Origin of the sequence: Corynebacterium sp. HMSC14H10, assembly GCF_001807105.1 — a bacterium.
In the GTDB taxonomy this organism is placed as follows: domain Bacteria; phylum Actinomycetota; class Actinomycetes; order Mycobacteriales; family Mycobacteriaceae; genus Corynebacterium; species Corynebacterium jeikeium_D.
The window spans coordinates 1-14,344 of sequence record NZ_KV787420.1; the positions used below are offsets into that span (position 1 = coordinate 1).

14 protein-coding genes are annotated in these 14,344 nt (G+C 60.0%); 8 read left to right on the plus strand and 6 right to left on the minus strand.

Going from position 1 to position 14,344, the window contains the following annotated elements; genetic code table 11:
- Window positions 1-80 precede the first annotated feature (80 nt).
- From HMPREF3135_RS04255 to HMPREF3135_RS04270, 4 genes are all read right to left on the minus strand, one after another.
- Window positions 81-1,304, minus strand: coding sequence for a glutamate--cysteine ligase (locus HMPREF3135_RS04255; RefSeq protein ID WP_049193794.1), 1,224 nt, complete (start codon window positions 1,302-1,304; stop codon window positions 81-83).
- 17 nt (window positions 1,305-1,321) lie between these two features.
- Window positions 1,322-1,879, minus strand: a complete 558-nt coding sequence (locus tag HMPREF3135_RS04260) for a hypothetical protein (protein WP_049169906.1) — start codon at window positions 1,877-1,879, stop codon at window positions 1,322-1,324.
- Between the two features lie 221 nt (window positions 1,880-2,100).
- On the minus strand, window positions 2,101-3,015 hold the full coding sequence (locus HMPREF3135_RS04265; RefSeq protein ID WP_070438286.1) for a LytR C-terminal domain-containing protein: 915 nt from the start codon (window positions 3,013-3,015) through the stop codon (window positions 2,101-2,103).
- Between the two features lie 51 nt (window positions 3,016-3,066).
- A complete protein-coding gene (locus HMPREF3135_RS04270; RefSeq protein WP_070438246.1) occupies window positions 3,067-3,414 on the minus strand; it encodes a DUF3263 domain-containing protein in 348 nt (115 codons plus the stop codon).
- 200 nt (window positions 3,415-3,614) lie between these two features.
- Between HMPREF3135_RS04270 and HMPREF3135_RS04275 the strand changes: the two genes are divergently transcribed.
- The gene (locus tag HMPREF3135_RS04275; RefSeq protein WP_049169904.1) at window positions 3,615-4,196 is read left to right on the plus strand and encodes a peptide deformylase; all 582 of its coding nucleotides are present in this window, start codon (window positions 3,615-3,617) and stop codon (window positions 4,194-4,196) included.
- A gap of 3 nt (window positions 4,197-4,199) precedes the next feature.
- The gene (locus tag HMPREF3135_RS04280; protein WP_083280609.1) at window positions 4,200-5,372 is read left to right on the plus strand and encodes an N-acetylglutamate synthase, CG3035 family; all 1,173 of its coding nucleotides are present in this window, start codon (window positions 4,200-4,202) and stop codon (window positions 5,370-5,372) included.
- 46 nt (window positions 5,373-5,418) lie between these two features.
- On the opposite strand, the gene HMPREF3135_RS04285 is transcribed toward HMPREF3135_RS04280, so the two are convergent.
- Window positions 5,419-6,246, minus strand: coding sequence for an RDD family protein (locus HMPREF3135_RS04285; protein WP_246818310.1), 828 nt, complete (start codon window positions 6,244-6,246; stop codon window positions 5,419-5,421).
- 121 nt (window positions 6,247-6,367) lie between these two features.
- On the opposite strand from HMPREF3135_RS04285, the gene HMPREF3135_RS04290 reads away from it, so the two are divergent.
- The 3 genes from HMPREF3135_RS04290 to HMPREF3135_RS04300 all read left to right on the plus strand — a co-directional run bounded on the left by HMPREF3135_RS04290 (window position 6,368) and on the right by HMPREF3135_RS04300 (window position 8,331).
- Entirely contained in the window at window positions 6,368-7,165 is a 798-nt protein-coding gene (locus HMPREF3135_RS04290; protein WP_049189484.1) for an exodeoxyribonuclease III, read from the plus strand.
- 242 nt (window positions 7,166-7,407) lie between these two features.
- Window positions 7,408-7,971: a MarR family winged helix-turn-helix transcriptional regulator gene (locus tag HMPREF3135_RS04295; protein WP_016421518.1), complete on the plus strand. Its 564-nt coding sequence runs from the start codon at window positions 7,408-7,410 to the stop codon at window positions 7,969-7,971.
- Between the two features lie 42 nt (window positions 7,972-8,013).
- Complete coding sequence (locus tag HMPREF3135_RS04300) at window positions 8,014-8,331, plus strand: hypothetical protein (RefSeq protein ID WP_187403920.1); 318 nt, start codon at window positions 8,014-8,016, stop codon at window positions 8,329-8,331.
- A 116-nt stretch (window positions 8,332-8,447) separates the two neighbouring features.
- Here the strand turns inward: HMPREF3135_RS04300 and HMPREF3135_RS04305 are convergent, their stop codons facing one another.
- The gene (locus HMPREF3135_RS04305; RefSeq protein ID WP_016421520.1) at window positions 8,448-8,951 is read right to left on the minus strand and encodes an NUDIX hydrolase; all 504 of its coding nucleotides are present in this window, start codon (window positions 8,949-8,951) and stop codon (window positions 8,448-8,450) included.
- 135 nt (window positions 8,952-9,086) lie between these two features.
- On the opposite strand from HMPREF3135_RS04305, the gene HMPREF3135_RS04310 reads away from it, so the two are divergent.
- The 3 genes from HMPREF3135_RS04310 to HMPREF3135_RS04320 are packed head-to-tail and all read left to right on the plus strand — an operon-like array spanning window position 9,087 to window position 14,292.
- Window positions 9,087-10,745 (plus strand): hypothetical protein, encoded by a 1,659-nt coding sequence (locus HMPREF3135_RS04310; protein WP_049189482.1) that lies wholly within the window; start codon window positions 9,087-9,089, stop codon window positions 10,743-10,745.
- Entirely contained in the window at window positions 10,742-11,821 is a 1,080-nt protein-coding gene (locus HMPREF3135_RS04315) for a glutamate ABC transporter substrate-binding protein (RefSeq protein ID WP_070438252.1), read from the plus strand. The genes HMPREF3135_RS04310 and HMPREF3135_RS04315 overlap by 4 nt, the downstream gene beginning before the upstream one ends.
- Window positions 11,818-14,292, plus strand: coding sequence for a serine/threonine protein kinase (locus tag HMPREF3135_RS04320; RefSeq protein ID WP_070438255.1), 2,475 nt, complete (start codon window positions 11,818-11,820; stop codon window positions 14,290-14,292). Before HMPREF3135_RS04315 ends, HMPREF3135_RS04320 begins: the two co-directional genes overlap by 4 nt.
- Window positions 14,293-14,344: the final 52 nt, after the last annotated feature.

The window sequence follows — 14,344 nt, forward strand, 5'->3', positions numbered from 1 at the left end:
ATCAGACACACTTTTTGTCACTTAACCCGCTATAGGCCTAGTCACTAATTTTTGTCTGGGCACACACCGCTTAACGACGGCTAGTCGTCTACTTGCTCGTGGAAATCTGCAGGCGCTATCGGATGCCCGGCGCGCAGTTCCTGCACCGCAAGATCCACGGCGGCACGCCACGGGGTGTGGCCAATGCGCTCTTCGTTCGCCCGTACGTCGTCCTCGGTAGCCATGGAAGGCAGCGCCCCGGCCGCATCCGCCACAGTGCGCTGCCGCTCGTATGCCGCGCCCATTTCCACGATGTTGTTGACGAATTCCAGTTCGGCTCGGCAACCCAGTTCGTCGGCAAGCGGGGCGAGTTGAACCACAAGTTCACGGAGTTCGTCGCGAACCCACCGCTCGTCGGTATCGCGATTGACGATGACCAGCGCGTCCATGCCGTAGCGGGCGGCGCGCCACTTGTTTTCGGCGATGTGCCAGGACTGCAGCGACGGTAGCTCCTCGCCAGCCTCCCACATGCGGTCGTAGTAAACCGTCAGACAGTGCGTCAATGCCACGATAGCGGCGAGTTCCTGCAGGTTAGAGGTAGCGTCAGCGACACGAATCTCAATGGTGCCGTACTTTGATGCCGGGCGAATGTCCAAGTGCATCGAGCCGGTGTGATTGATGACGCCGGAGCGGGACTGGTCGTGCATGTAGGACTCCCACTCGGGCCACGTGTAAATCGCCGGCGGCTGACCAGCGGTGGGAAGCTGCTGGTAGAGCAGGCTTCGGTTGGAAGCGTAACCCATGTCCTCACCGTTCCAGGCCGGTGAGGAGGCAGACAGCGCCAACATGTGCGGCAGCTTCGTTGCCAGGGCCTGAATGATCGGCCAAACGCGTTCGGAGTCCTTAATGCCAACATGGACGTGGACTCCCCAGATGATCATCTGGTTACCCCACCACTGAGTGCGGTTGATGATTTCGGAGTAGTGCCCCTTAGCGCTGACCTGCTGAGCAGTACCGCGGGCGAACGGATGCGAGCCCGATGACCACACATCCACCCCAACGCGATCAGCGGCCTCGAGAACCATGTCCAGCTGGCTTTGGAGCTCCGCTACGGCACCGGGCACGTTCGTGTGCACACCGGTGACGAGCTCTACGGTGTTGGCGAGGAACTCTCGCTGGAGCCCATGTCCGGGATGCTCCGCATCGATGATGTCGAGCACCTCGGCGGCAGCGGGAGCGGTGTCGCGCGTTCGTCGGTCAACGAACGCCACTTCCCATTCCACTCCCAGAGATGGCTGCGCCGATCCGGAAAATTGCTCAGTCATACCGCTATTTTTTCACACTAGGAGTCGTTTTCCTCAGTTGGCTCCGTCCAGGTGACGGTTTTTGCGCACGAGGCAAGGTCACCGTTGGAATCGACAAGCGCAACTGTGGTGAAACTGTCTTCATCCACCTTGGACGGAACGTTCCAGACATCTGCATTCCGTTTGTCATCGACGTGCACTTCGCCGATGACACCCAACCCTTCGGTTGCGGGGCTGCCGATGCCACTGCAGCCAGATGCACCACGCGCCTGCACTGTGTACTTGCCCTTATCCAAGGTAGTGAACTGACCTTTTTCGTCGGAAAGGCCCATCCATCCCTTGGCGCTCATGACCTGTACAGTTGCCAGCATTTTCATTGATCCGTCGTCGTTTGTTCGGATGAAGTTATAGGCGCTGACTCGCTCGGTCAGCTTCGGTGCAGCCGGATCTACGCTCACTGGCGCAGTGCTTGTCGACGCGCCTGCGTTCCCGTCCTTGTCGCTGCTGGATTCAACCCCCGAGCAGGACACCAACAGTGTTGCAGCACAACCCAACGCGGTGGCGACAGCAACACGACGACGCTTTACGGCGAACATAAAAACCTCACAGACCTCACTGGCTACTAGCAGAATACTAGTACCCCTTTTTCAGCCGTGATCTGTTTGAGACTGCAAAATATGCAAAAGCCCCGCCTAAGCCATGAAATGTGTGGCTTACGCGGGACTTGGAAAGCTATGGGGCTTCGCACCACGGCGGCAGGTTTTGACGCTTAGGCCGCAAACCTTAGTGAGAGACCAAAGCCTGGTGGGCCGGGAGTCTAGTGAGCCGGGTCAGTGGCGACCACGACGATTCCCGCCGGAGCGTCCCGGAGGCGGTCATCGCGAGGTGCGGCTTCCCAACCGTTGTCATGCGCGATCTGCTCAGCGGCGGCCTTTTCCTCTTCGTTCCTCGGGTCGAAGTAGACGGTGGTCTTCTCCCACACACCCATCTTCTCTTCAGGAGCATTGCCGGTCTCGCCGGCGCCCCAGCCCTGCTCGCCCATCTGCTTGGACAGGTCATCGGCGAGGCCCACGACCTCAGAGTTATTCAGGACACTGACCTTGACAGTCTTGCGGTCAATCTGGGGCGCTTCGTTGGCCTCATCCTGTGCCGGCGGATTCTCAGCGGGAGGAACCGGTTTGCCTGGCTCATTTGCCGGTGGCGGCGGCGGAACCTCGCCGTCACCATCTCCAGCAGCACCATCCTTTGCCGGATCACTGCCGTTGGCCGAGTCAGCAGGCGCACCAGAGTCAACCGGAGCGGATGCCGAGGTGTCATTCTGGCCGGTGTTCTCGGCATCGTCGCCACGTGTGCTGAGTGCATAGGCACCGTAGGCGACCAGGCACACGCCGATAGCGAGCAGCACGATAGCGAGAACGCGCATGTAGCGGCCATCACCGGCACCGTCGCCGATGTCGCCGTCATCAACACCATCAGCAGCTGCGGAATTGCTAGCAGCCCCAGCGCTGGCACCGGTCGAGGCGGCGGTGGCACCAGCAGCAGCTGCACCAGCGGCGGGAGCCGCAGATTTTGGCGCTGTGTGTTGAGCATCCGACGGCTCGGAGTACGCATGGGCGCCGCCAGCGGCGGGAGCCTCCGCGTAATCGCTGTACTCATCGAAGTCGTCGAAGTCGTCATCGAGTCGATGACGGCCCGGACGCGGCGAATTCTGAGGGTTTAGTTGGTCAGACACATCCCACATCCTATATGTTCTGCCGCCGAACCGTGAAGTGAAACTTGAACCTTATGCGTCTTGGTTGTCCCGCACGGCGCGCAGCCGATGAACCAACACGGGTTCGGCCGCTTCGGCTGCCGGAGAATCGAGAAGTCGCGAAAGTACCTGGTGGTAACGGATTGTGTTGTTGCCGAAGTCCTCGGCAAAGCGACGCCGAATTGCCTCCTGCCGCGCACCGGCCATACGCGGCCCACGGCGGGCAACTTTCAGCCATTCCTTCTCAAAATCCAGCATCTTCTGCGCCAAAATGGGCTCAATGCCGCCGATATCGCCCGCGAGTCCGAGATGCTCGGATGAGTCAGGCCGCAGCTCAGTCTCAGGTTCGTGGCTGCCGCCTATGGGCTTCTTGCTCACCATTTTCTGCACCCCGCTTTCCTTCTCAGTCGCCCTGATTTTCTATTCTGCACGACACTGCTTATGCAGATACTTAGTGAAGATACATAGTAAGGCTCAGCCACCCAGCCCTACATACCACTTCCGACATCGCCCAACGTCTCCAAGACCCCTGACATCACCAGGCGATTTAGAAAAGATGGACGCCGAGTAGAATCAGCGACATGACTATCCGTCCCATTGTGATTGCCGGAGACCCCGTTCTCCACACTCCTACCCAGCCGGTGACCGAGGACATCTCCGAGCTGCGTGAGCTCATCGAGGACATGTACGAAACCATGGACCGCGCCCACGGTGTGGGGCTGGCTGCCAACCAGGTGGGCGTCGGCAAGCGTCTGTTCGTCTACAACTGCCCCGATGATGACGACGTCTGGCACCGCGGCTGCGTCATCAATCCGGTGCTGACCACCAGTGAAATCCCGAAGACCATGCCTAATGACGACGGTTCCGATGACGAAGGCTGCCTCTCTGTACCCGGCCTGTCCTTCCCCACCAACCGCGCGGAGAAGGCTGTCGTCACCGGCCTGGATGAAAACGGCGAAGAGGTCCGCATCGAGGCCACCGGTTTCCTCGCTCGCTGCATGCAGCACGAGGTCGGCCATCTGGATGGGTTCCTTTACACCGACTGTCTCACGGGCCGCTGGAAGCGCATGGCCAAGAAGGAAATCAAGCGTGCCGGTTGGACCGAGGGCGGCCTGACCTGGATGCCGGGCGTGGATCCCGATCCGTTCGGCCACGAGGATTAGATCGTGGCGGATAGGCAATTGGAGTCGTCGGCAAGCGAAAATGCAGCACAGAAGCTACCGATTTCCCGCTGGGGCGTCGGTGAAGTGGCGGTGGGACGTCGTGTCATTGTGCGGCACGCGCTGACCGATGAAGAAGCATTGGCCAGCGGCAAGAAGACTACGGACGTCATTGGGCAAGTGCTCAGCATGGATCCGTTCGTCGTGCGTCCGCAGGTTCGTGCTGGCGTGCGTGCCGACGAATCCGTGGCAGCGGTGGACTTTAGCGATAAGCACATTTTGATTGTGAAGGCCCTGCCGGATCATCCGGTGCGCAATTCGGATATTCGCGCCGTGGAAACTGCGACAGCGAAGGCCTTCCCGGGTATCGCGCATGTGGTGGAGTCGGGCTGGCTGCTGCGAGCCGGCGATGGCATTACGGAGCGTTCCAACTCCGCGCTGCCGCTCGAGCCCGGAGCCAGCACTCAGCCGGTGCCGTTGGAGAAGATTAAGTCGTTTTACGATTCCCACGATTTGCCGGTGCGGATTGCGATTCCGGATAGAATCGCCAAACCTGCACAGGCGCTGGTCGCGGGGCCGGAGTGGACGGTCGGGCCGGACATTGTGGTTATGACGCGCTCACTCGATGGGGATTTGCCGCCTGCTGAATTGGCAGCTGAATCGCACAGCGCCGTACAGGTGCTTGATGAGCACAGCGCCGAACAGGTGCTCGATGAGCACAGCGTCGAGCTTGCAGACGTGCAGGTGGATATCGCTGATCAACCTGACGACGACTGGCTGGGGCTCTACCATTTCCGCGGTACCACGCTGTCCGAGCATGCACTACAGCTTCTGCGCAATGAAATTGATGGCCGCATGTGCTTCGGACGCCTGCAAGTGCCTGCCAACAATGCGCCTGAAGGCATACGCACGGTAGCCATTACGCGCGGCACGCTGACCGAATCGGACGACGGCCGTGTGTGGCTCGGGTTCTCCGCTGTGGAAGTCGCAGCCGATATGCGCCGCCGAGGACTTGGCACCCTACTGGGAATTCACATGATGCACTGGGGCGCACAACACGGGGCAGATTCTGCATATCTGCAGGTATTGGGCTCAAATGAGCCTGGCATTGCGCTATACCGGACACTCGGTTTTACCGAGCACCACCGGCACCGCTACGCGGAGCTGACAGGGGCTTAGGGGCCGGGGGTTACGTTTCGGCCCTGCGCTGCTCGCCCTGATCGCCCTACTTCCCGCGCTTAACCCTTTTAATCCGCTTCAGCTGCTTGCCCTGCTGCTCTTTGCTACCCATGCGATTGTCCATGCGGCGCTGCCCGCGCGGCAGCTCGCGCGTCTCCGGCTTTTCCACCACACGGGTATGGACCGAGAGTTCATGACGACCTCTCCCCAGCGGATCGCGGGACGCACCCATCGCAATCCAGCCAGCCAGGCCCGCAGAGACAAACCAACCGGCGACCGGAATCATCGACGGCAGAATCCAGGCATTGCGCACAAAACCATCGCGGGCTGAGACTGGCATCCCGTGTGCACCTTCGATTTTTATGCCCATGGCGTGTTTACCCGGCGACCCGTCGAAGATGGAGTCCCCCGCCACGCGGTAGAGGTAAAAACCACCGGGACCGAGGAAGAGGCTGATCAGCATCACCATTACGCCGCTGTCCGATGTCCCCACGATGCTAGTGAGAACTGCAATGGAGGCAATCAATGCAGTGTAGATGACAGAATCCACCAACAGCGCACCACCACGACGTGCCACTGAGCCATTGGCCAGATTGGGGTCAAAGCCCAGGTGTACTGCCATTTGAGCGGTCAGCGGCGCGACTTTGGGATTAGCACTGAGCTCACCGAAGGAAGACACCCCATAGCTAGCGGGGTACCCGCTTTCATAGCCGACCGGAATGTTTGCTACCGGATATGGCACTTCCTGATACGGCATTGCCGCATCGTACGCCGCATATGCGTCGTGTTCCCGATAAGCGTTCCTGCCACTACTACCCAGGTAATCCGTCGGACTGTACTCGCCGCCGTAACGGCGATCGTCCCAGTTAGCCAACCTCGAAACTCCCTTTCCTACCGGGCTTCCGCCCACCTTATCCGTTTTTGTCCGCCTATTTTGTCACTGCTTTGTTCAACGCATGAGGCCGCCGTTTCGTTCCCCTTTTACAATCGTTGATATGCGAATCTGTGTCTGGAACGTCAATTCGGCTCGAACCCGCCTCGACCGAATGGTGGAAATGCTGCGCCGGAATGACATTGATGTCCTGGCCGTCCAGGAAACCAAGTGCAGGGACGACCAATTTCCCACCGCTGCTTTTGAAGAGCTGGGATACCAAGTCGCCCACCACGGCCTGAATCAGTGGAATGGCGTTGCCATCATCTCCCGCGTCGGCCTTGAGGACATCCAGGCAGGGTTCCCCGGTCAGCCCGGTTTCAACAAGGACCCCGACGCAACTCCCGCATTGGAGGCCCGCCATATCGCTGCTACCTGCGGTGGCGTGCGCATCAACAGCCTCTACATCCCGAACGGCCGCGACATCACCGACCCGCACTTCGAGTACAAGCTCGAATTTTTGGAGCGGCTCCGTCAGCACATCATCGCCACGCTTGACGACGACCCGGAGGCCACCTTCATGATGGGCGGCGACTTCAACATCGCCCCGACCGACGGCGATGTCTGGTCAATGGCAGCCTTCGCGGGGAAAACACATGTCACACCACCTGAACGCGCAGCTTTCTATGCGCTGGAGCAGGCGGGTATGAAGGAAGTAACTCGCCAATTCACCCCAAACCAGTGGACCTATTGGGATTACAAGGCCGGCCGCTTTTTCAAGGATGAGGGCATGCGCATCGACTTCCAGCTCGCCTCCCCCGCCCTCGCGGCAAAGGCGTCCGCCGGATTCATCGACATCGAAGAGCGTCAGGGCAAAGGCGCATCCGACCATGCTCCGGTGATTGTGGATTACGAAGTGTAGATAAACGGGCGGAAAAGCGCGTAGGCCTAGTTCCTACTAGGGGGTGTCGCTGGGGCCGTCGTAAAGCGGAGTCTTTGCTGCCAGCCCCTAAAATCAGGGGCAGAAATGGGCGATAAAGCACCCGCACAACACTTATGAGTCTAACTTTTTGTTCAATCTACAAATTTTCACCACAGAAAGTTATTTCGACGATATAAGGTGTTTATTCAGAACATCAATTCATTACGTCGGGAAGGAAGATCATGACTTCTGCACGCTCCCCTCAGCGCACCACTACCCCGGAGCCAGCGAGCGGCTTCCCCACCGCGGATGACTCGACTGAGTCCGATGAATCCCTGCGCGAAAGCGTGCAGAAGATTTCCATCGGCCTGTATGACTTCCTTGCGTCGACTCGCCGCCTCGGTGAGCGCCCGAATGCCAGGATGGACATTTCCCAGTCGGAAATGGAAGTACTGCACTTTATTTCAACCCACCCGGGCTGCGGCGTATCCGACATTGCACGCCTGCGTTTCCTGCGCCCGTCCAACGTTTCGGCAACAGTTCGCCGTCTACTCGACAACGGACTGATTGAACGCGAGAACAATGCAAAGGATCGCCGTGCGCAGAACCTCTATGTCTCCAGCGATGGCGAGACGCTGCTGGAGCAACTTATCGACCACTGGGGTGCGCTGGTGTACGAAATTGTGCGGACAATGTCGCAAAAGGACGTTCGTGCGCTCATTAAGGCACTGCCCTCGCTACTGAAGCTGGCGGAGCACTCGGAAAGCTATGTTGAGGAGCACCAGCGCCGCCAGGAGCCGTTCTAAAAGCGCGCCGCCAAGCCCTTCTTACTAGGTACGATGATGCTTATGGCTATTACTTTGAAGAAGGCAAAAGACGTAAAGACCGCTCCGCTCGTGGCCACTGGCCTCATCGGCGGCTGGCTCACCGCTCGCGAAACAGGCATTCGTCCGCTCGGTGGCGTCATCTTGGGTGCCGCCGGCGCATACGCAGCACGCACCTGGAGCGCAAAGACCGGCGCCCTGGGAGCCGCTGGCCTAGTGGCCGCCTACCTCGGCGCTTTCGGCCTCTCACACCCGCTGGCTAAGAAGATTGGCGCATGGCCGTCTGTCCTGACCGTCACCGCGCTGGCCGCTGGCGCGGCAGCAGTTGCCGACTCCAAGTAAGCAACAAGTAGACAAGCCGCTCTCCCGACTTAAAAGTCACACCGGGGAGCGGCTTTGGTGTGCCAAATCTCAGCGTGCAGCCTCAATGGTCGGTGTTAACCTCAGACCTTAGCCACCTAGCCAAGGGCCTCCAACAATTTCTCGAGGTGCGCGCGCACCCGGGGCCACGATTCCACGAAAGGCGGCAGCAGATTGAGGCTGTCGACGTCGTCAAGCGGAATCCAGCGCAGCTCTAGAGACTCTTCGTTCGGATTCGTCTCCAGCTCTTCGGCAGCTAGTGCGTAGACCGTGTGGTACTTCCAGCCGCCGGCGAGCTCGGGGCGGTCCGGATCGGCCGGGAAGGGCCCGGTGGTGACCTGCGTGTCGAGGATGCGAAGCTGATGCTCCAGCAGCCCAGTTTCCTCAGCCGTTTCACGCAGCGCGGTCGCCTCAGGAGTCTCATGAGAATCACAAGCCCCACCAGGAACACCCCACGTTAGGGGGAACGATGTCCAGTCAGCTCGATACTGCATAAGCACCGTGCGCTGAGGGCTCACAATCAGCAGCCCTGCAGCTCCGAAGCGTCCCCAGCAGCGCGTACCGTTGGGGCCGGCCGCCCAACCATTTCCATCCTGAAGCATGTCTCCACCCTACGCCAGATACCCTTGTGTTTTCCGTCACAAGCCCGAGCGACTAAGATTTGCAAGGAACTAACGTTGCTCTGAGCGGAGAGATTGTCGCAGGCGACTTCGGTCACGTCGGAAGGACACGTGCACATGGGTGAAACCACTTCAAGTGCGCCTCATTCCCGCGCCCACGACAAAAGCCGAAACCCATTCCACCGCAAGAATCGCGCTCCACGCCGAACTCGTTTCAGCGGTCGCACCACTCCCGGTGGCGAAAGCTTAGACATACACACTGCGGCTCAGGCGGCAAAGGAATCGAAAGATACTCCCGCCGCCACCCCGGCTCCCGAGAGCGCGGCACCATCAACTGCTCTGGACACTACAGAGTCCTCGGCTAATGCCCCAGCAACGGCCGCAACCCCAACAGCCCTGGCAGACTCTCCGCGCGATACAGACTTGCGCGTGGATGCCCTGGAGATTGGCCCGCGCAACCGGAGATTGACACGTTTTCTCGGTGAGCGCCTCTACGACAAGCTCGGCCCGTCGGCCACGTATGTGCGCCGGTCAGCGTCATTTTTGATAACGTCGCCGGGCCGATTGACCATAGTCGCCCTCATCCTCATCGTCGCAATCCTGGCCGCCGGCCTATCCATGTGGCAAACAACCTCGCAACGCCAGCAGCAGCTCACCCGCATTTCGCAGCTGAGCGAGCCGATGGCCAATGCCTCGCAGAATCTCTATGCCTCGCTGACGATTGCCGATGCGTCGGCCAACACCGCTTTTTCCCGCGGCACGCTCAACAGCAGCCAGGACTTGGTCAGCAACTTCGACGATGTCATCGCACAAGCATCCATGTCCGCTACCCGCGCAGCTACGGGCATTGAAAACGTCGATGATCCAGAGATGAAGGATGTCGCGACTGTACAGCGACTGTTGCCGGTCTACACCGGCATGGTCGAGACAGCTCGCGCGAATGCGCGCCAGGGCAACCCCGTCAGTGTCGCGTACCTCGCCTCTGCCTCAAACTTGATGCAGGTCCAGATTCTGCCAGCTGCAAAATCGCTCTACGAACGCACCAGTACCACCACTAATGAGGAGCAGCGCGAACTATCGAAACCACCTCTTTTCCCGATGTCAGGCCTGGCAGCGGCAATTTTGATGCTGCTAATCACACAGTGGTGGCTGACTCGCCGCACCGGTCGACTATTCAACGTCGGCCTGTTTGGTGCAACCATGCTGATGGCCATCGCACTTGTCGGTGTGGGAATCGCCACCACTCAGCCGTGGCAGTCTAACTCCCTCTTCGGAGAGCAGCGCCCGGACGTTCATGCCCTAACCCAAGTACGCATTGATGCCCAGCAGCTACGCGCCAGCGAAACCCTCGGCTTAGTGCGCCGTCAGCCCGCGGATGCGGAGTCCTTCTCGCAGTCGGTGCGCACCCTGGTCGGCGAGCTGGAAAGAGTGGACGCCAACGCGCCGGACGACGATGTCAGAGCCGCCATCCACGGTATCTACAGCTGGGAGTCCGGCCACAACCTGATGATGGAGCACTTGAGTTCAGGAGACTACGCCGGTGCGGTTCGCATCGCGACCGATGTGGATAATGCCAGCTCGTCGGCGACTGCGTTCAACCAGGTCGATGAGTCGCTACAGAATTCCATCGCCGAGTCCCGCCTGACCGCCCGTGAGAACCTCGACCAATCCCGTCGCGCTATCGCGGCACTGTCCCTCGCCACGGTTACGCTGACCGTCATCGCGGCAGTTCTGGTTGTTTTCGGCTTCCGACACCGGCTTCTGGAGTACCTATGATCGTTTCGTTCTCCCCGTCGCTCCACAGTCTCGCCGGTTGGCGGCGCAGGGCCGTCCTTGGTGCACTCGCCATCGCCGGGCTCACCGTCAGTGCCTGCGCGACCGATTCGCTTGCCGACGATCCCTACTCGCGCACAATCCTGGAGGCCACCGGTGACTTCCCCCTGCCACCGGGCGCGTTCTACGACAAAGCCTCCTCGAGGAAGCCTGCGGCAGAAGCCAACGCCCCAGATCTGTCCACGCTCGCCCCCGATGACCAAACACCGGAAGAGCGAATCCCGGAGATTTACCAGCGCGGCCGCATCATCGTTGGTGTTGACCAATCATTGAACCTGCTCAGCTTCCGCGACTTCAGCACCGGAGAGCTCTCGGGGTTTGAAGTATCCCTGGCACAAGAGATTGCCCGGGACATCTTTGACAATCCCGATGCTGTCGAGTTTCGGTTCGTCGACAGCAACGAACGCACTGCCGCACTCGAAGACGGCACTGTCGATGTCGTTTTGCGCACTATGACGGTCACCGATGCCCGGCGCGAAAGGGTGCTGTTCTCCACACCGTATTTGACAGCACGAGCTGGAGTTCTAGTCTCTTCGCCGGGTGGCGATGCTTCCCCCGAGGACGTCGAGGACGGTCGCATCTGCGTTTCCCGGGGATCCACTACCGAGGATTTGATTCGACGGCTCTCGCCGAACAATACGCTGCTGTTGGTCGGTAACTGGTCGGACTGCCTCATTTCACTTCAAAACAGCCAGGCAGAGATTGTCGTTGCCGATGACACCATCCTCGCTGGTATCAACGACCAAGATCCGGCTACCGCCATTGTCCAGCGGGGCTTGAACGAGGAAAGCTACGCGGCCGGTGTATCCAAGGGGAACCCAGGCCTAGTTCGCCAAATCAACGCGACCCTGGAGCGTATGGCCAGCGATGGCACCTGGCAGTCCCTCTACGACACTTGGTTCGGCCCCTTCCTGCCAAGCGGTACACAGCCATCGCCACAGTACGGCGACGATGAAGACATACTTGGAATCTCCCCCACACCGGAAGCTGCTCCAGAAGGCGAGGTGGATAACCGATGAGCGACGAAAACCAGTTCTCCGAACAAGCCCAGCAATCCGAGCAAGCCCAGCATCCCCAGTACACGCCGGAGCCCCAGGAGGATGCTCACGCAGAGGCAGAGGCAGCTGCCACTCAGGCCGTCGCCTTCGACCCATTCGCCGATGAAGACGACGAACAAGAGCCCGGCACTGCCGCTGTCGCCTTCGACCCTTTTGCGGACGATGATGACGATGACGAAGAGTTCGATATCGCCGAATTGTTGGGGCGCGGGGGCTCGTCGTCAAGCGCGACGACCCAACCCGGCGCCCAGACGCCAGATCCGTCGATGGCCTCGCACCGGAAAGCGTTGGAGGACTTCCGCCGGAGGCGATCGAATGCACACCGCGGACGCACTGTCGCCGACGGCATGGTGCACCTGCCGTACATCACAACGCAGGATCCGCGCGATGCAGTAATGAGTGATGAGAAGATTCGAGCGACGAATAAGCCGGCGCCGAGCCTGAAAGCCGGCGATATCGTGGCGGATCAGTACGAGATCGTGGGCCCGATTGCCCACGGTGGTCTCGGCTGGATTTATCTGGCGATTGACCACAATGTCTCGGATCGTTGGGTCGTGCTCAAGGGCATGATGGCAGCGAAAAACGAGAAGGATTTCGCCGTAGTCCAGGCGGAACGCGAGTTCCTCGCGGAAATCTCGCATCCGGGAATTGTGAAGATTATCAACTTCATCGATGAGACGGACGCCAACAGCGCCACCGGCTTCATTGTGATGGAGTACGTCGGCGGCCCGTCGTTACGCAAGCAGCGACGGAGCTACCCCGACGGCGTCATGCCCTGTGACCTGGCGATTGGCTACATCCTGGAGCTGCTCCCCGCGCTGGATTACCTGCACTCGCGCGGCGTTGTCTACAACGATTTGAAGCCGGACAACGTGCTGCTCAGCGAAGACCACGTCACGCTTATCGACGTTGGCGCGGTCACCGGCATCGGCGCCTACGGCCATATCTACGGCACGCCCGGTTTCCAGGCGCCGGAGATTGCCACGACGGGACCGACGATTGCCAGCGATATCTACACAGTCGGCCGCACGCTGGCCTCGCTGATTCTGAAGTTGCCGGCGACCAACGGCGTCTACGACCCGGGGCTACCCTCACCTGTCGAAGAGCCTCTGTTCCGCCGTTTTTACTCGCTCTACCGCTTCCTACTACGCGCTTGCCACGAGAACCCGGAGGCTCGCTTCGGTTCTGCTGAAGAGATGAGTGTGCAGCTCATCGGCGTATTGCGCGAGATTCTGGCGGTGCGCGACGGCGTGCAATTCCCGCAGGCGGTGTCGAATTTCTCGCCGCAGCGTTCCACGTACGGCACCAAGCACCTGGTGTTCCGCACCGATCAGCTTGTCGACGGCATCACCCGCGGCGTGGAAATCACTCCGCAAGAAGTGACCTTCGCGCTGCCTGTACCACTGATTAACCCGACAGATCCGGGTGCGCGCATCTTGAGTGCCTCGTCATTTACGGAGCCCAACGAACTTATCGAGGCACTGACCAATGCTCTGTCCGAACCCGAGTATGGTTCTTCGGTGGAAATTCCACTGGGCATCGTGCGTGCAAAACTGGACCTCGGATTAATTGATGAGGCCCGCGACAGCCTCTGCGATGTCTCTGAACGCTTGCAGCGCGATTGGCGTTATCACTGGTACGAGGGCGTGACTTATTTGCTTCTCGACCAATTCAACGATGCCCTCGCCTCGTTCCACCACGTGCTGACGATGCTGCCCGGCGAGCCCGCCCCGAAGTTGGCGCTGGCAGCGACTCTCGAGTTGATTCAACAGCGCTTGGGCATCGCCAACGCATCTCTCCTCGAGCCCGCTGTCGCCCGCGCCGCCGCGAACTTGAGCAGCGCGCTGGATAATGTCGCTGCCGATACGCCCGAGATCTTCTCCCCCGCCTGGGCCAGCGAGTCCCTGTCGCCTCAGACGATTCGTTTCAACACCCTGCGTCTCTACGCCGTCGTGTGGGCGGCCAACCCGACGACGGTATCCTCCGCCTTCGGGCTAGCTCGTCAGCTGGCCTCTGAGCGCCAACACGAAATGGCTATCTCCCAGCTTGACCGCGTACCCGGTAACTCCCGTCACCATCGCATGGCACGTTTGACGACGATTCTGATGCTCACCTCAGGGATGCCCTCCGAGTTAACTGAATCGAGAATTCGCCGTGCTGCGCGTCGTCTGGTGGAGCTGCCGACGAATGAACCGCGCATGCCACAGCTACGCATCGCCGTGATGGCGTCCGCGCTGAACTGGTTGCGCAGCTCGAACCTCGACCATGCAGCTAGCTCCAATGGTCTTTTCGATGCGCCCTTTACCGTGGCCGGCCTGCGTGAAGGATTGGAAAAAGACTTACGGATGCTGGCACGCTCTTCGCAGTTTCCGCGACACCGCTACAACTTGGTGGATATCGCAAATCTCATTCGGCCACGGACTTGGCGTTAGCTCTCTAACAGCTCCTTACCGAACCTGGTCAAACATGCTGTTGTGGGCCTGA